Source organism: Streptomyces sp. (genome assembly GCF_019510245.1).
GTDB lineage: Bacteria > Actinomycetota > Actinomycetes > Streptomycetales > Streptomycetaceae > Streptomyces.
In genome coordinates this window covers 109,826-125,652 of sequence record NZ_JAEKKT010000126.1, presented here as the reverse complement: position 1 = coordinate 125,652, position 15,827 = coordinate 109,826, and the positions used below count along the sequence as shown (strand labels likewise).

At 69.8% G+C, this 15,827-nt stretch carries 17 protein-coding genes; 10 read left to right on the top strand and 7 right to left on the bottom strand.

Annotated elements, in window-relative coordinates:
* Nucleotides 1-266: 266 nt before the first annotated feature.
* Together JF597_RS14675 and JF597_RS14670 are read right to left on the bottom strand one after the other, a co-directional pair.
* The gene (locus JF597_RS14675) at nt 267-851 is read right to left on the bottom strand and encodes an HD domain-containing protein (RefSeq protein WP_293994170.1); all 585 of its coding nucleotides are present in this window, start codon (nt 849-851) and stop codon (nt 267-269) included.
* 13 nt (nt 852-864) lie between these two features.
* On the bottom strand, nt 865-1,977 hold the full coding sequence (locus JF597_RS14670) for a helix-turn-helix transcriptional regulator (RefSeq protein WP_293994167.1): 1,113 nt from the start codon (nt 1,975-1,977) through the stop codon (nt 865-867).
* Between the two features lie 398 nt (nt 1,978-2,375).
* Between JF597_RS14670 and JF597_RS14665 the strand changes: the two genes are divergently transcribed.
* From JF597_RS14665 to JF597_RS55540, 3 genes are all read left to right on the top strand, one after another.
* Nucleotides 2,376-2,849, top strand: coding sequence for a hypothetical protein (locus JF597_RS14665; RefSeq protein ID WP_293994164.1), 474 nt, complete (start codon nt 2,376-2,378; stop codon nt 2,847-2,849).
* A complete protein-coding gene (locus tag JF597_RS14660) occupies nt 2,842-3,384 on the top strand; it encodes an ATP-binding protein (RefSeq protein WP_293994161.1) in 543 nt (180 codons plus the stop codon). The genes JF597_RS14665 and JF597_RS14660 overlap by 8 nt, the downstream gene beginning before the upstream one ends.
* Before the next feature lie 92 nt (nt 3,385-3,476).
* Nucleotides 3,477-5,384 carry a GNAT family N-acetyltransferase gene (locus JF597_RS55540; protein WP_366916402.1) on the top strand — a complete coding sequence of 636 codons (1,908 nt, stop codon included), beginning with the start codon at nt 3,477-3,479 and terminating at the stop codon, nt 5,382-5,384.
* Between the two features lie 312 nt (nt 5,385-5,696).
* Here the strand turns inward: JF597_RS55540 and JF597_RS14645 are convergent, their stop codons facing one another.
* A complete protein-coding gene (locus JF597_RS14645; RefSeq protein WP_293994158.1) occupies nt 5,697-5,948 on the bottom strand; it encodes a hypothetical protein in 252 nt (83 codons plus the stop codon).
* Between the two features lie 155 nt (nt 5,949-6,103).
* Nucleotides 6,104-6,505 (bottom strand): helix-turn-helix transcriptional regulator, encoded by a 402-nt coding sequence (locus JF597_RS14640; protein ID WP_293994156.1) that lies wholly within the window; start codon nt 6,503-6,505, stop codon nt 6,104-6,106.
* A 231-nt stretch (nt 6,506-6,736) separates the two neighbouring features.
* Here JF597_RS14640 and JF597_RS14635 point away from each other — a divergent pair, with 231 nt between their 5' ends.
* From JF597_RS14635 to JF597_RS14610, 6 genes are all read left to right on the top strand, one after another.
* On the top strand, nt 6,737-6,952 hold the full coding sequence (locus JF597_RS14635) for a hypothetical protein (RefSeq protein WP_293994153.1): 216 nt from the start codon (nt 6,737-6,739) through the stop codon (nt 6,950-6,952).
* A gap of 75 nt (nt 6,953-7,027) precedes the next feature.
* Nucleotides 7,028-7,246, top strand: coding sequence for a hypothetical protein (locus JF597_RS14630; protein WP_093502077.1), 219 nt, complete (start codon nt 7,028-7,030; stop codon nt 7,244-7,246).
* An 88-nt stretch (nt 7,247-7,334) separates the two neighbouring features.
* The gene (locus tag JF597_RS14625) at nt 7,335-9,245 is read left to right on the top strand and encodes a hypothetical protein (protein WP_293994149.1); all 1,911 of its coding nucleotides are present in this window, start codon (nt 7,335-7,337) and stop codon (nt 9,243-9,245) included.
* A 137-nt stretch (nt 9,246-9,382) separates the two neighbouring features.
* Nucleotides 9,383-10,057: a hypothetical protein gene (locus tag JF597_RS14620; RefSeq protein WP_293994146.1), complete on the top strand. Its 675-nt coding sequence runs from the start codon at nt 9,383-9,385 to the stop codon at nt 10,055-10,057.
* Nucleotides 10,058-10,225: 168 nt separating this feature from the next.
* Nucleotides 10,226-11,404 (top strand): 4-hydroxybenzoate 3-monooxygenase, encoded by a 1,179-nt coding sequence (locus JF597_RS14615; RefSeq protein WP_293994144.1) that lies wholly within the window; start codon nt 10,226-10,228, stop codon nt 11,402-11,404.
* A gap of 195 nt (nt 11,405-11,599) precedes the next feature.
* Nucleotides 11,600-12,481, top strand: a complete 882-nt coding sequence (locus JF597_RS14610; RefSeq protein ID WP_293994141.1) for a Bax inhibitor-1/YccA family protein — start codon at nt 11,600-11,602, stop codon at nt 12,479-12,481.
* 73 nt (nt 12,482-12,554) lie between these two features.
* Here JF597_RS14610 and JF597_RS14605 read toward each other — a convergent pair whose 3' ends face one another.
* Nucleotides 12,555-12,785, bottom strand: a complete 231-nt coding sequence (locus tag JF597_RS14605) for a DUF4287 domain-containing protein (RefSeq protein WP_093502087.1) — start codon at nt 12,783-12,785, stop codon at nt 12,555-12,557.
* 137 nt (nt 12,786-12,922) lie between these two features.
* On the opposite strand from JF597_RS14605, the gene JF597_RS14600 reads away from it, so the two are divergent.
* Nucleotides 12,923-13,234: a hypothetical protein gene (locus tag JF597_RS14600; protein ID WP_293994137.1), complete on the top strand. Its 312-nt coding sequence runs from the start codon at nt 12,923-12,925 to the stop codon at nt 13,232-13,234.
* A 189-nt stretch (nt 13,235-13,423) separates the two neighbouring features.
* Here the strand turns inward: JF597_RS14600 and JF597_RS14595 are convergent, their stop codons facing one another.
* Entirely contained in the window at nt 13,424-14,206 is a 783-nt protein-coding gene (locus tag JF597_RS14595) for a hypothetical protein (RefSeq protein WP_293994135.1), read from the bottom strand.
* Nucleotides 14,207-14,503: 297 nt separating this feature from the next.
* Nucleotides 14,504-15,724 (bottom strand): acetyl-CoA C-acetyltransferase, encoded by a 1,221-nt coding sequence (locus JF597_RS14590; RefSeq protein WP_293994132.1) that lies wholly within the window; start codon nt 15,722-15,724, stop codon nt 14,504-14,506.
* Nucleotides 15,725-15,827 lie beyond the last annotated feature (103 nt).

Here is a 15,827-nt window from a genome sequence, read left to right as displayed (position 1 = left end):
GGATTTCAGTTGCTTGATTTGCCGACAGGTAAGATTGCTGAAACCGTCGACCCGGCCCAAGATTTTCAATTCAAATGTCTCCCTAAAGGCGGTGAGGATTTCCAATACTTCACGAACGTGAGTTTTTCGGTGACCTACGTCGAGTAGCGGGCCTGGTCACCGACGCAATGCCAAGGACCTCCGTAGACTTGGCGCAGCGATAGTCTCCGCAGCCATTGCGGTGAAGTGGGTGACGCATGCGAGGCAATAAGGCCTACAACGCCTGATCAGGGCGCCTCGCCCAGGGCCGCACGGAACCAGTCGAGGCTGCCGGCGGCGAGCACGGCGTCCGCCAGCTGCTGACCGCTCTTGGTGACGATCCGGCCTCGGGAGTTGTCGATCCAGCGCTGCGTGTTCGCGTAGCCCTGGTCGCGGTATTCGATGCCTTGGATCATGCACTCCAGCTTGTCGGCGTCACGGGCACAGACGGCCTCTGGGGACTCCTTCGCCTCGTACTCGCCGATCAGGTCACGCACCGCCTGTGCCAGTCCCTCGGGGAACCCCGCCACCTGGTCGGAGGCGATGTCGCGAGGGTCGGCCTCGGCGCCGCCGGTGTACTTCCTGCCGAGGTGGTTGACGTCGCCTGTGCGAGTTTCGCCCGTGTCGTGCCAGACCGCGAGGAGAGCGGCCTGTGCCGGGTCGGCGCCTTCGAGCTTGGCGATGATGGAGGCGAGGAGCGCCACCCGCCAGGAGTGTTCGGCGACGCTCTCGGGGTCCTTGACGCCGGCCATCCACCATCCGGTGCGCTTCGTCGCCTTCAGGCTTCCGGCCTCGTAGACGAATCGCGCCACCGGAGTCAGGTCGTCTGCCACCGTGGGGCTCCTCTCACGCCTCAGCGAGGCGGATCGCGTAGCGGATGTTCTCCATCTCCCGTCGCCCACGCGCCGAGAGTTCCCGGCTATACAACATGATCGGGAGCCGTTCGCGAAGGGCGCGGCTGGCGGCCCCCGAGCGCAGCAGGTTGGGCCGGATCTTGAGGAGGGCCCATACCGAATGGATGTTGAGGTCCACGTAGCCGTGGTGCGGGGTGAGACCGTCGACGAGGTGGGCGAGGAGACGGTCACCGGGCCACAGTTCGGGGGAACGGTCGGCGATGAAGTCGTCCGAGAGCTGCGGGGGCATCTCGCCGACCCAGTACACCCAGTAGGCCAGGTTCGCGGCCTCGCCGGCGTCGTCGTCCAGGAGCGCGTTGTCGATGAAGCGGGACATGCGGTCGCGGTCGCCGTGCCGGGCGGCGACGGCGGCCACGCTGCGGGAGTTGAGCCAGGACGTCAGCCAGTCACCCGGACGCTCGGTGCGCTGCTGGTAGGCGAGCCACTCCGCGTTGTCCGACGCGGTGTCGTACCCGGACAGGTAGAGGGCCTGGCGGCGTAGGAGGAACTGCTCGGGGCCACGGGCCTGCTCGGCGGTCTGGCGCAACTGGTCGAAGAAGCGCATCCGTTCTGTGGCGGTCAGCTCGGGCCCGGCCGGGGCGGGCCCTCGGCGAGGCCGGGGTGGCTTGGGCAGTGAGCGGACCGGACGCGGCGCTACCCCGGTGAGCGGCCAGGCGAGGACTTTGGCCAGCTCGCGCTGCATCACCATCGTGCCGAGCGGGCTGTCCTCGACCGGGGTGTCGTCGTCCAGGACGGACGTGAGAAGGACGTCCGCCTCCAGGCCGCGATCCAAGGCCTGGAGGAGCGCTGGCGGGGTGTGCAACTGCATGAGGCGGCAGCGGATCACGAGCATCTGCCCGACGGGTACGGACGTCAGCGGCCGGCGTCCGGTCTCCCACCAGGCGATCGTGTCGGGGCTCACGCGGAGCTGCCTGGCCGTCTCCTCCTGGGTGTAGCCGAGTTGCTCCCGAATCACCCGCAGGATGTAGCCGCTGATCAGGCCGTTTCTGCCACGGGAAGCTGAACCCTGACTGCCGGTAAGGGTTCGCTGAGGACTTGGCCGCATGATGGCCCACTTCCTGGTGCTTGGCCGCAAGACACCTGTACTCGCAGTCACTTCACGGAGCCGACTCGACTACATACCGTCGAGGTCATCCCTGAACGAGCCTAGAGGGAGGCATTGGGACATGGGCTCCAAACTGCGCCTTTCCCTGCTTTCGGTATCCGTAGCCCGCTCCTGTGTGCCTCGGGCCGACAGGGTGAAGGAGACCCCGGACAGCACGTCGAGACCGGGTGCCCGGTCCGCTCGCCGTCCGCTCATCGACCCCGGCCTCGAACTCCCGGCGTCACGTCCTACCCGCTCGCCCCGCTCAGCCTGAAGCACCTTGGGAACGGCGTCCGGTGAGCGGCATCCGCCCCTGGTTCAGTGCGGGGGCAGCGCCGCAGCGGGGTGGGGAACTCAGCGTGGAGGCCTGGTTGCTGACCGCGTCGCCGTATCCCGGGACCGGCCGGCACGAGCGGGAGGACGGGGACGTCACCTTTCTGCGGTGCGGCGGCCTGTTCTCTGCCGTCCGGATGCCGCGGGACCTCGTGCACGCGGCGGCTGAGACTTCGGTCCCGGACGAGGTTGACTGGTTCCCCCTCACAGCCTTGGACGGCGGCCCGGTCTTCGCGAGCCGCAGACTCGGGTTCTACTACGCGCTCGTATCCGCAGACGTTCCCAGCTACTGGACCAGCCCCGGCGCCCAGTGCGTGAAGGCGGACACTACCCTCGCCCTACCTCCGGTCTGGCAGACCGACTACGTCAACGGAGAGTCGTACTGGCCCGTCCCGCCGCCCGGCGTGGGTGCGCTCTGCCTCCCCAGCCTGGTCGCACGGCCGACCGTGTACGGCCTCGCACAGGCAACGAAGCGCGGTGCAACCCGAGTCGGTGGTTGACGTGCTGGCAGGCAACCAGATCCCCACCAAGGACGGCGCTCCCGTCATCACGAGGTCGTTCCTGGGCGACGCCGTATCGGTCGGTGAGGCCCGCCGGTTCGTGCACGCGGCGCTCGTCGACTGGAAGATGCCGGAACTCGCCAACACGGCCGAGCTGGTCGTCTCCGAACTCGCCTCCAACGCGGTGTTGCACGCCCGCCGTGCCTCGTTCCGCGTGACCTTGGCCCGCCTCAACGACGACCGGGCACGGGTTGCGGTCGTCGACCACAGCACCGACCTCCCGCAGCGGATCGACGCGGCCGCCGCCGACGCCCACGGCAGGGGCCTGGCCATCGTCGAAGCCGTCTCGACGGCATGGGGAACCGAACCACTGAACTGCGGCAAGAAGGTCTGGGCCGACCTGGAGAAGCCGCACCCTGAGCTGCCGGTCGACCGCGACCCGATGAACAGCAGTCCTCTCGCTCAGCCCGTCTACGTCCTGATACTCGCCGTCCTCGCCGCCGTTGTCGTCAGCGGTCTGGCCGCGCAGCACTGACGCACCACCCCTGCCCCCCGCCCCGGCCGTGACCACCTGTCCACCAGAGGTCTCCCCTTCGGCCGGGGCGGGCCCACCTCCCGGGAGTCTCCATGCATCAACTGATCGCCGCTCCGTTCCTTGAGCAACACGTCCTCGTGCGCCCCGGAAGCCGCGGTGGCGCCCTGCTGCCCGAAGCCCGATACGAGGAGCTACGGGCCCTCGACCCAGCCGAGCTGGCCCCGGCCTGGCTGGCCGAAGCAGTCGCCACCCAGTGGGACGACCTCGACCTGCAGGACCAATTCGTCGGCGAGTTCCTCCTCGTCCGACAGCCGTCGACCTGGGGCTACGGCAAGGCGAGCTGGGAAGTCAACCTCGGCTGCAACTACGCCTGCAAGCACTGCTACCTCGGGATGAAGGTGAACTCGGGGATGCCGTGGGAGGACAAGCGGCGCTGCCTCGACATCATGGCCGAGGCCGGCGTGCTCTTCCTCCAGGTCTCGGGCGGAGAGCCGACCATCGACCGCGACTTCATGCGGGCGTACCGGTATGCCTGGGAACTCGGCATGATGATCACGGTCTCCACGAACGGGTCGCTGCTGTGGCGTGAGAACCTGCTCCGCCTCTTCAGTGAGTGCCCGCCGTACCGGGTCACGGTGTCCATGTACGGGGCCTCGAAGGCAAGCTACGACGGGCTGACTCAGCGCGATGGCGCGTGGGATCAGTTCGTCCAGGGCATGAACGTGGCCCGCCACGCCCGGCTGCCGCTGCGCATGAGCATCGTCGTCACCGAGGACAACGGCGCCGAGGAACAGGCGATGGTCGGCCTGTGCGAGTCGTGGGGCGTTGAGTACGCCGTCTTCACGAACATGATGCCCACGATCTACGGCGGCGCCGAGGTTCTTACTGCGCAGTCCAAGGAGCACCTGCGGTTGCGGAAGACGTTCACCGGCTGCAACGCCGGTCACACCTTCTTCCACCTGGATCCGCACGGCTTGGTGTCCATCTGCAAGATCGGTCGCGACGACCAGATCAGCCTCCCCCCCCATGAGGGGATCGAGGGCCTCGCCCGGCTGGGGTGCGATCGCCGACCGTCTGATGCTTCGCACCGGAGGCTGCGACGGATGCGCGCTCTCCGGGTCCTGCCGCGTGTGCAGGCCCGGGGATGGCTTGAGCCCGTGATGACCGTCCCGTACGTGCCCACCCTCGGCCCCGTCCGTAGAGACGATCCACTGCACGATCTCTTTGAGGCCGTCGTCGAGAACGCCGGAAACGGCCGCTTCCTCCCACACGACAAGGACGCCCGCTGGTTCGACCGCAAGGCCGAGCGCGTTCTGGCCGACGCCATCGAGCACGACCAGCACCAGACCCTGATTCCCACGCTCAACGAAGGTGGCCCACACACTGTGAAGGTCCATGTCTACGGGGACGTGCCCGGCAGTCTGACGGCCGGCGCGGACCTGGCGCGTAAGCTCGCCGCCGCCCACGGCGCAGGCCGGGCCAAGGTCGCCTGGTTCCTCGGCCCGGACCAGCCTGAGGAATACGCGCACGGCCTCGGGACCCGCGTCCAATTCAAGGACTTCGCCGAGGGTCCCGGACAGGCCCCGGTCGTGCGAGTGCTGGACTACAAGCAGCTCCCTGAATCCGAGCGGTTCGCGGTCTTCGCCGACCTTATGGCCGGTGACGGCTTTGCGTTCCTCTATGAACGGATGCAGGCCGGGACCGTCGGCCCCGTCCTCACCATCCTCGACGGGGCCACGGTTGCGGGCGCCATCGGCCCAATGGAGACGATGAGCGACGCTGCCGGGCGCGCGCGGCTGCTGCCCCAGTACTTCGGCGTCCGCCCGGAGTATCGCGGCCTAGGCTACGGCCGCGCCCTGTGGCGCGCAGCGATGCACTGGGGGCATCAGCACGGTGCCGCCTACCAGTTGCTCCAGACCGAGGTGGGCGGCGTCTCTGACCGGTTGTGCGCGGCTGAGGGCCTGACGTCCCTCGGCTTCGTCAACCAGACCGCCGCCTGAAACCGCTGCTCCGTTCTCGTATGCGAGGGCGGGGGCGTACAGAGGTAATGTTCGTGCCTCAGATGTCTTCCCCGGCGTGACCGGAGCCTTTCGGTGATGGCCAGGGTGCGTGTTCCCATGGGAACACGCAGGCGGGAGGAGACGCGCGGATCCGGGAAGATCCGTGGAAACTTGGGAGCGCTGGACGAGGTCAGTGCATCGTCGCAGGTCGGATGGTGTGGCGGAGGCGGTTCAAGTCCGGTTCCGGGCACTTCGCGCACCTCTCGTGGGTGGCGCCAGTCACCTTCGGCGTCGGCTCACCTCGGCACCGGCTCACCCTTCGTAGACGGTCAGGACCGCCCCGTCGACCTCGACCCGGCGGCCCGCGCGCATGCCGTTGCGGCGCAGGGTGCGCAGGCACTCCTCGAAGAGGGCCAGCTCGGCCGGGTCCAGGATGGCGGCGGCCAGGTCCAGCAGCTCGCTGACCGAGGCGTCGGTCAGCACCTCGGGCAGTTCGCCGGACAGCAGGACGACGGACTCGCCGTCGGGTTTGCGGACCACGGCCGTCGCCGGTCCGCCGTGCACGAACAACACATGTCCCCCTGAGAGCCCGTGGTCGTGCGGCTCTCGCGTTCCCGGGCAGTGAGGCAGAGACTAGCGGCGGATCTTGACGCTTTCGTGCGGAGTTGGATTCTTTTTCCGACTTGACGGAAGAGTGCCCGGGAGTGGTCCGGCGGCGCTCACTTCTCCCGGGGTGCGCGGTCCAGCAGCGATTCGACGAGCGCGGTGACGTGCCGGCGGTCGTCGGCCGACAGTTTCTGGACGCTCGCGATGAGCAGCGCGACCTCGGGATCGGCGGTGCCGGCGTCGGCGGTGCCGTTCGGGCCGGCGGCCGGCGAGGTGTCGTACACGTGGATCCCGCAGGCCTCGGCGGCCGCGCGGCGCACCGCCTCCAGCGGGAGTTCCAGCCCCTTGGCCAGGCCCTCCAGGGTGGTCGCCTGGGGCATGCGGACCACGCGGTCGGTGGTGGCCAGGTGGTGCACGGTGGAGCGCGGGATGCCGCCGCGTCGCGCCACGTCGCCGTAGGACCAGCCCTTGCGGTCGAGGTGCTCACGGATCAACTGCTGCAGTGCGTTGGCCACTGACCGTCACTTCCTGCTCGCCGCCTGCGGGGTCCTGCCCTGTCGCGGCCGATTCTACGGGCGGGTAGGCGATCGGCCGAGAGGGTGATTTTCCGAAGGGGTTGCGCGACGGGTTCCCGAGCCCGTAGTGTCCAATCTCGTTGGACAGCACGTCCGACCAGATTGGACAGAGTCCGGGGGGAACCTGACTCGATCCGATCGGAAATGTCTATCCCTGAGGGGGAAAAGATCATGATGGATGCCCATGAGCTCGAGGCCGAGTCCGCGGAGCTGCTGCCGGGCCGTGAGGCCCTGGGCCGGCTGAAGTTCGGCTTCGGCAAGACGGTCAACGTCACCAAGCACATCGCGAACATCGACGCGTCCAACCAGTCCGCCGCGCTGAACGACCACTCGTCGTGGTCGGTGGCCGACTCCGGCGCCGGTCAGACCATCAGCGTCCACCAGTAGTACCGCCCTGGCGCACGGCGCCGGCACCGAGATCGACCTCAACCTCACCGCACACGAAACGAAGGGACATCCGTCATGAGCATGGACATGAACGAGCTGGAGAACGAGTCCGCCGAGCTGCTCCCGGGCCGTGAGGCCCTCGGGCGCCTGAAGTTCAGCTTCGGCAAGACGGTCAACGTCACCAAGCACATCGCGAACATCGAGGCGTCCAACCAGTCCGCCGCGCTGAACGACCACTCCGCCTGGTCGTCCGCCGAGTCGTCGGCCGCGCAGACGATCAGCGTCACCCAGTAGTCCCCAGGAGCGCCACCGCCGTCGCCCCGGCGGTGGCGCTCCCGGCGGTTCGGGGGGAACACATCGGGGATCCGGGGGGAGACCACACATGACGGTGCTCGGGGACGGAGCGGCCGCACTCTACGACACGGGCCCGGTGCCCGGACCCGGCGGCTGGCCGGTGACCTACGAGCAGGTGGCGACGGGCACCCTGCCGGTGGTCGACCCGCCGTCGCCGGTCCCGAGGCTCAGCGCGGGGCTGCAGCTGCACGGTGAGTACCAGGGGTCGGGATTCACCGAGCCCAAGTACATCGCCCGTCGGGGGGACGGGCAGGTCGTGCAGCTGTCCAGGCTGCTGTACCTGGTGGCGTCGTCGGTCGACGGCGTCCGCGATGCCGAGGCCATCGCCCACCGGGTCAGCGCCCGCTTCGGACGCGAGGTCAGCGGGGAGAACATCCGCTTCCTCGTCGAGAAGAAGCTGGAACCGCTGGGTGTGACGGTCCCGGAGGGCCAGGAGGGCGACGAGGTCGAAGCCCCGCGCTCCGACCTGCTGCTCGCCCTCAAGGGCCACCGGGTGATCTTCGACGAGCGGCGTACGGCGAAGATCGCACGTTCGCTGGCGTGGCTGCACCGGCCGGCCATGGTCGCGCTGGTGCTGGGCTCGGCCGTCGCCATGGACGTCTGGCTGTTCGGGTTCTTCGGGGCGATCGAGCCCGTCCTGGAGGTGCTCGACCAGCCGGTCCTGATCCTCGTCGTCTTCGTGCTCACCGTGGCCTCCCTCGTCTTCCACGAGTTCGGACACGCCTCCGCGTGCAGATACGGAGGAGCCCGACCCGGCTGCATCGGGTGCGGGCTCTTCCTCATCTGGCCCTCGATGTACACCGACGTCACCGACGTCTACCGGATCGGGCGGGCCGGCCGGCTCCGCACCGACCTGGGCGGCGTCTACTTCAACGTCGTCTTCATGCTGGCCATGGCCGGCGCCTACTTCGCCACCGGGGCCCAGTTCTTCCTGGCCACGGTGTATCTCGGGCACTTCGAGATCATGGAACAGCTGATGCCGGCCGTACGGCTGGACGGCTACTACATCCTCGGCGACCTGGCCGGGGTCCCGGACCTGTACGGCAAGATCAAGCCGATCCTGCTGGCCCTGGTGCCGGGGGCGAAGGGGGACCGGGCCCGCCAGGAGGTCGCCGGGCTGAAGAAGTCGGCCCGGGCCATCGTCGCGACCTGGGTGCTGACGATGGTCCCGCTGATCATCGGCGAACTCGGCTACGCGCTGTGGAACCTGCCGCGCATCCTCACCACCATGACCCGCTCGCTGACCGAGCAACTCCTCGGCACCGGCGGCGCGTTCGTGCACGGCCAGGTGGTCGAGGGGCTGGTCGGGACGATCGGCTGCGTGATGCTGCTGTGTCCGATGGCCGGTGTCGTCTACCTGTCCGTGAAGATGGGCGGCCGGATCTTCCGGGCCGCGCAGCGCTCCACGGCGGGCCGGCCGAAGCTCCGGCTGGCGATCTGCGCCCTCGCCCTCGCCGGGCTCACCGGGCTCAGCTACGCCTGGATGTCCGGGGTGACCCCGAAGCCGCTGCCCAAGCAGCCGCCGATCGCACCGATCCTCCAGCCGGGGGTACCGACCGAGGAACCGCCGCCGGAGCGGCAGGCCTCGACCCCGGACCGGCCGACGGACTCCGGTGCCCCCTCGGACACCGGGCCCGGCGGGCCGTCCGGCTCGGCCGGAGCGAGCGCCGGGCCCTCGGCCGGGGAGACGTCGCGCGGCGCGTCCGCCTCGGCGTCGCCCTCCGCCTCGGTGCCGGGCAGCCCCGGGAAGGGCGGACCCACCAGGTCGCAGGCACCGGCCAGCGGGGGACCGGTCACCGAGCCGGTGTCCTCGCCGCCGGCGAGCGTGCCGGCCTCGCCGACACCCACTCCGTCGGAGAGCATCCCGGTCTCCCCGACCCCCAGCCCGTCCCCGCCACCGCCCACCGACTCGGCGACCCCGGCCCCGGCCACGTCCTGACGCCCGGCCTCGGCCACGTCCCGACGCCCGGCCGTGCCCTGGCGCCCGGCCCCGGTAACGCCCGGCCGCCGGGCCACGCCCGGACGAGCGGCCCCAGAACCATCTTCCGCAGCAGTACAGGAGCACAGGAGCACTCCATGAGCAGTCACCGAAAAACCCGTACCACCCCAGGTCCGCTCACCCGGCGGGCCGTCCGGATCGGCCTGTTCGCCGCCGGGGTCGCCGGGGCGGCCACCGCCGTACCCGCCCAGGCGGCCACCGCGGCCCCGCACGCCGCGGTCGTCTCCGACCACGTCTTCAGCCACGCCGACCGCGGGCACCACACCCAGATCAGGGACTCCTTCACGATCCGCCAGTTCGGCACGGTGAACGCCGCCGCCGTCCGCAACCAGGCCAACGCCGTCTCGGCCGGCTGCTCGGTGGACGACCACTGCCGCTCGGTGGCCCTCTCCTTTCAGATCGTCACGATCGGCGGGGAGCGCACCCACCTGAACGCCGTGAACCTCAGCGACGCCGCCAACAAGGAGTGCACGGGCTGTCAGACCCTGGCCGGGGCCTACCAGTTCGTGGTCTCCACGCCGACCGCGCTGCGCTTCGACAAGGCCACCCAGGACAGGCTCGCCGACATCCACCGCCGGCTCGACGCGCTGTCCCGCTCCACCCTGCCCGCCGACGCACTGCGCTCGAAGGCCGACGGGCTCGCCGCCGAGGTCACCGCCGTCCTGCACGACGCGGTGGCGAACGCCCCGAAGGGCGACCCGCAGAAGGACGTCACGCTCCACCGCCACCTGGACGGCTGGCCGGGTCGCTGACCCGTCCCGCAGTCCGCACACCGGCCGCGTTCCGGGGGGCCGCCTCCATTGACAGGGGATACCGGCGGACGGAGACTCGGAGGCAAGAGGTGAAGGAAATTTCACCAGACGAACAGCCTACTCTCGGAACCCCGGGCGAGGATGCCCGGCCACGGAAGGGAACGACCGATGCGCACCACCGTCGGCATCATCGGAGCCGGACCCGCCGGGCTCCTCCTCGCGCGGCTGCTGCACAACGCGGGCATCGACTCGGTCGTCCTGGAGAGCCGCGACCGCTCCTACGTCGAGCACCGCCAGCGCGCCGGGATCCTGGAGCAGGGCACGGTGGACGTGCTGCGCGCGGCCGGCGCCGGGGAGCGCATGGACCGCGAGGGCCTGCGCCACGACGGCATCGAGCTGCGGTTCGCGAAGCGGCGCCACCGCGTCGACTTCCCCGGACTCACCGGCGGCCGGTCCGTGATGGTCTACGCCCAGACCGAGGTCTGCAAGGACCTCATCGCCCTCCAGCTCAAGGAGGGCGGCCCGCTGCTCTTCGAGGCGGAGGCGCTGGCGGTGGAGGGCGCCGAGAGCGAGCGGCCGCGGATCCGGTTCCGGCACGAGGGCCGCGAGACCGTCCTGGAGTGCGAGTACGTCATCGGCTGCGACGGCTTCTGGGGGGTGGCCCGCACCGCGTTCCCCGAGTCCCTCTGCCGGGTCTTCGAGCGCACCTACCCCTATGCCTGGCTGGGCATCCTCGCCGACGTCGCCCCCTCCCACGACGAACTGGTCTACGCCCGCCACGACCGGGGCTTCGCCCTCCTCTCCATGCGCTCCCCGGCCGTCTCCCGCCTCTACCTCCAGGTCCCGACCGGCACCGACGCCGAGGAGTGGACCGACGAGGCGATCTGGGACGAGCTGGAGCGGCGCTTCGAGACCGACGACGACTGGCGCCTGGAGCGCGGCCCGATCACCCAGAAGTCGGTCACGCCCATGCGGTCCTACGTCCACGAGCCCATGCGGCACGGCCGGGTGTTCCTCGCCGGGGACGCCGCCCACATCGTGCCGCCGACCGGCGCCAAGGGGCTGAACCTGGCGGTGGGCGACGTCGTGACCCTCGCCCGGGCCCTGGTCCACGAGCGGGAGACGGGCTCGCCCGACCTGCTCGACGCCTACTCGGCGACCTGCCTGCGCCGGGTCTGGCAGGCCGAGCGGTTCTCCTACGACATGACGAGCATGCTCCACCCCGGCCCCGGCGACACCCCCTTCGACGCCCGGCTCCAGCTGGCCCGGCTCGGCCGGATCACGTCCTCCCGGGCGGCCGAGACCGACCTGGCGGAGGCGTACACCGGCTTCCCGCTGGACGCCTGAGGCATATCCGGCCGGTTCCGGGCATGTTCCGGCTTCGTCATGGAATGAAGCCCTCCGTGGCCGGGAATCAGGGCTCCGCGTAGCGTGTTGCGCAGCACGGTGAGGGAAAGATCCTCCGCAGGTAGTAGGGTCAGTCTTTTGCCAATCCATTACTCTTGACGCCAAGGCCACGCAGGGTGGCCATGGAGGAGTGAAATGAGGAGCAGCAACCCGGTCTTCTCGCGACGGGGGTTCAGCCGCGACAACGGCTACGCGGGCTTCAACACCGCGCCGCAGGCCGGGTACGCACAGGGCAACCCGTACGCCCAGGGCGGCAACCCGTACGCGCAGAACCCGTACGCGAACAACCCGTACGCCCAGCAGGACCTCCAGCAGGGCGCCCCGCCGCAGGCCCCGGCCACCACCGGCCGGATGACGATGGACGACGTCGTCATGCGCTCGGGCATGACGCTCGGCACGGTCGCCGTCGGCGCGGTCCTCGCCTGGGCGCTGCTGCCGATCTCGGCCACCAGCTACGGCCTGGCCATCGGCTCCGCGATCATCGCGTTCGCCCTGGCCATGATCCAGAGCTTCAAGCGCACCCCGGTGCCCGCGCTGATCCTGGGATACGCCGCCTTCGAGGGCGTCTTCCTCGGCGTCATCAGCGAGATGTACAACAGCCAGTGGAGCGGGGCCCCGTTCCAGGCGGTGCTCGGCACCCTGGCGGTCTCGGCCGCGACGCTGCTGGTCTACAAGGCCGGCTGGATCCGCGTCACCGCCCGCTACGCGCGCATCGGCATGGCCATCGCCATCGCCTTCGTGCTGGTCATGGCGGTCAACCTGCTGCTGGTCGCGTTCGGAGTCGCGGACAACGGCGGACTGCGCAGCTTCGGCCCGCTCGGCGCGATCGTCGGCATCATCGCGATCCTGCTCGGCGCGTTCTTCCTGACCCTCGACTTCAAGCAGATCGAGGACGGCATCGCCTACGGTGCCCCGAAGAACGAGGCCTGGCTGGCCGCGTTCGGCCTCACCATGACGCTGGTGTGGATCTACGTCGAGATGCTGCGCCTGGTGGCGATCTTCAGCAGCAACGACTAGCCGCGCGAGACGAGCCGAGAAGGGCCCCGGGGTCGTCACCCCGGGGCCCTTCGCCGTCTGTGTGCGTGCGCGCCTAGAGAAGTTTGCGCGCGGCCCTCCTCAGGTCGTACTCGTGGATCAACGCCTTCGCGTGGCCGTACGCGAGGTTGTGCTCGTGGCGGAGCCAGCTGACCTTTTCCTCGAAGCGGAAGAGGGCCGGGCCTTCGTCGACGGTACGCAGCCAGTCGGACACTTCACGACCGGTGCAGTGGGGGATGCGGGCGAGCATGTTGCGATGGGTCTCCTCGGAGAAGACTTGGGACATCGGCGCCTCCGGTGCGCAAAGGGGGTTGTAGCCGGTCCTTCACGTCACCGTGCCTGAGTGTTGGCGTGTTGGCAACAGTCGTGACAGGACAGCCGGGTCCTGCCGGGAGAGCCGACGGAACGCGTTACGCTCGCGGCGTGGTTGATACGACGCCTCTTACCCGTGCAGTGGAGCATTTCGCCGACAAGCTGAGGGCGGCACCGCAGAGCCGGTTGCAGAGGGGGGCCGCCGCGGAGGCGCTGGGGCTGGCGCGGGAGTTGGCCCGGTGGGCGCAGGCGGTGGAGGAGCCGGGCGCCGAGAGCCGGGAGATGCCGGACGCGGGGATGTTCGCCGTGGCCGACCAGATCACCGTGGCCGGGAACGACCTGGCGGTGGTGCTGAAGAACGAGGCCGAGGTGGGGGACGCGGTGCGGCTGGTGGAGGAGGCGCAGAAGCGGGCGGGGGTGTGAGGGCCGTGCGTGGTCGGGTGCGGCGCCGTCTTGGTTGCCCGCGCAGTTCCTCCTGCCTCTGAAAAAGGGGCGCTGCAGTACGCCCCGTCAGGGGCGCTGGGGGTACCCCCGGCCGAAGGCTGGGGGAGGAACTGCGCGATCAGCCACGACGCACCCGCACCCGACGAAGCACCCGAAGCACCCCGAGAATCACAGCGACGCTATGACCCGGTCCGCCAGGATGTACACGTTCTCTTCCCCGCACGCGAACGTCAGCGTGTACGCGCCCGAGATCCCCGACCCGCCCAGCAGGTACGGCGTCTCACCGGCGCTCAGGGCGGCAGCCAACCGCTCCGCCGTCTCCCGGTGCCCCGGCGTCATGCACAGGGTCGTGCCGTCGGCGAAGACGTAGACGTCCAGCGTGCCCAGCGGGCCCGGGCGGACGTCGGAGAGTTCGACCTGGGACTCGGCCAGCTGCTCCAGCGCCGCGACCGTGCGCTCGTGGTCGTTCACCACCGGCGACTGCACCGGTACGAAGTCCGGGTGGGACGGGTGGCGGCGGCGGGCCGCCGCCAGTTCCGGGGACTCCCCGGTGAACTCGTCGGCCTCCGCCGTCGGCTCGGCGACCGGCTCCAGGCCCACGAAGTCCGTATGCCGGGGCAGGAACGGCTCGCCGTCGGCCAGACCCAGCAGTGACGGCGCGTCGGAGGCGTCACGCGCCTCCTGCGCGGCCCAGAAGGCACGTGCCTCGGCCAGCTCCCGCTCCCGCTCCTCGGCCAGCGCCTCCGCCACGGCGGCGCGTATCTCCTCGGCGCCGGCATGGCTGCGAGCCGCCGGCATGAGGGCGCGCAGGGTCGCGGCCTGGTTCTGCGCAAGCTGGGTGTGCAGCTCGGCGACCTGACGGCGCAGCTTCAGTACGGTGCGCAGGACAGCGACGCCCACGGCGCCCGTGGCGGCCGTGGTGAGCAGCAAGGCGATCGGCATGGCGCTCACTGACGTACTCCCGGTTCAAAGTCGACCCCCCGACTTCCTACATCAGCTTGAAGGGTGGACTATCAAGCTGTCAGTGCGTAACGTCACGAATCGGACAGGGCTTTGACCCCGGGGTTTACCTGGACAACTACGCTGACCTGCGGTGATACCCCCTCTGAGGGAGATACGTCACATCCTGGGGGAGATTGGATCACAAATCGGCCCGGTGTTCGGGGTTTTCTCGAACACCGGGCCGCGGCGTCACGGTGGGTCCCGTGACGGTCACTCAGGGATGACCGGGGGGTCGTGCGGTGGGGCTCAGCTGAGGCGCTCGATGACCATCGCCATGCCCTGGCCGCCGCCGACGCACATCGTCTCCAGGCCGAACTGCTTGTCGTGGAACTGGAGGGAGTTGATGAGCGTGCCGGTGATGCGGGCGCCGGTCATGCCGAAGGGGTGGCCGACGGCGATGGCGCCGCCGTTCACGTTCAGCTTCTCCAGCGGGATGTCCAGGTCGCGGTAGGAGGGGATCACCTGGGCGGCGAACGCCTCGTTGATCTCGACCAGGTCGATGTCGTCGATGGTCAGGCCGGCGCGCCGCAGCGCCTGCTTGCTCGCCTCCACCGGGCCGAGGCCCATGATCTCGGGGGAGAGGCCGGTGACGCCGGTCGACACGATGCGGGCGAGCGGGGTGAGGCCCAGCTCGCGGGCCTTGGTGTCGCTCATGATGACGACCGCGGCGGCGCCGTCGTTGAGCGGGCAGCAGTTGCCGGCGGTCACCAGACCGTCGGGGCGGAAGACCGGCTTCAGGCCCGCGACGCCCTCCAGGGTGACGCCGGCGCGCGGGCCGTCGTCCTTGCTGACGACCGTGCCGTCGGGGAGGGTGACCGGGGTGATCTCGCGCTCCCAGAAGCCGTTCTTGATGGCTTCCTCGGCGAGGTTCTGGGAGCGGACGCCGAACTCGTCCATGTCCTGGCGGGTCACGCCCTTGATGCGGGCCAGGTTCTCGGCGGTCTGGCCCATCGCGATGTACGGGTCGGGGAGCAGGCCGTCCTCGCGCGGGTCGTGCCAGGTGGAGCCGGTCGACGCGGCGGTGGCGGCGGTACGGGCCTGGGCGTCGGCGAAGATCGGGTTCGTGGTGTCCGGGAGGCCGTCCGAGCTGCCCTTGGCGTAGCGGGAGACCATCTCGACGCCGGCCGAGATGAAGACGTCGCCCTCGCCGGCCTTGATGGCGTGCAGGGCCATGCGGCTGGTCTGCAGGGACGAGGAGCAGTACCGGGTGATCGTGGTGCCGGGCAGGTAGTCCATGCCCATCTGCACGGCGACGATCCGGCCGAGGTTGTAGCCCTGCTCGCCGCCGGGGAGACCGCAGCCGAGCATCAGGTCGTCGATGTCCCTGGGGTCCAGCTCGGGTACCTTGGCGAGGGCGGCCTGGATGATCGTCGCGGTGAGGTCGTCGGGGCGCAGGTCCTTCAGGGAGCCCTTGACGGCGCGGCCGATCGGGGAACGGGCGGTCGAGACGATGACGGCTTCGGGCATCACGGCTCCATTGGCATGCGGGGACTGGCAGGGGTGCTTGGGAAGTTACCCGTACGTATGTCATCGGTCACCGGTGTCGGGGTGTGACACTGGCCGCACTTTC

Coding starts and splice junctions, on each gene's coding strand:
- JF597_RS14670 (WP_293994167.1), bottom strand. CDS start 1,977: ATGCGGCCAAGTCCTCAGCGAACCCTTACCGGCAGTCAGGGTTCAGCT.
- JF597_RS55540 (WP_366916402.1), top strand. CDS start 3,477: ATGCATCAACTGATCGCCGCTCCGTTCCTTGAGCAACACGTCCTCGTG.
- JF597_RS14635 (WP_293994153.1), top strand. CDS start 6,737: ATGATGGATGCCCATGAGCTCGAGGCCGAGTCCGCGGAGCTGCTGCCG.
- JF597_RS14630 (WP_093502077.1), top strand. CDS start 7,028: ATGAGCATGGACATGAACGAGCTGGAGAACGAGTCCGCCGAGCTGCTC.
- JF597_RS14625 (WP_293994149.1), top strand. CDS start 7,335: ATGACGGTGCTCGGGGACGGAGCGGCCGCACTCTACGACACGGGCCCG.
- JF597_RS14620 (WP_293994146.1), top strand. CDS start 9,383: ATGAGCAGTCACCGAAAAACCCGTACCACCCCAGGTCCGCTCACCCGG.
- JF597_RS14615 (WP_293994144.1), top strand. CDS start 10,226: ATGCGCACCACCGTCGGCATCATCGGAGCCGGACCCGCCGGGCTCCTC.
- JF597_RS14610 (WP_293994141.1), top strand. CDS start 11,600: ATGAGGAGCAGCAACCCGGTCTTCTCGCGACGGGGGTTCAGCCGCGAC.
- JF597_RS14605 (WP_093502087.1), bottom strand. CDS start 12,785: ATGTCCCAAGTCTTCTCCGAGGAGACCCATCGCAACATGCTCGCCCGC.
- JF597_RS14590 (WP_293994132.1), bottom strand. CDS start 15,724: ATGCCCGAAGCCGTCATCGTCTCGACCGCCCGTTCCCCGATCGGCCGC.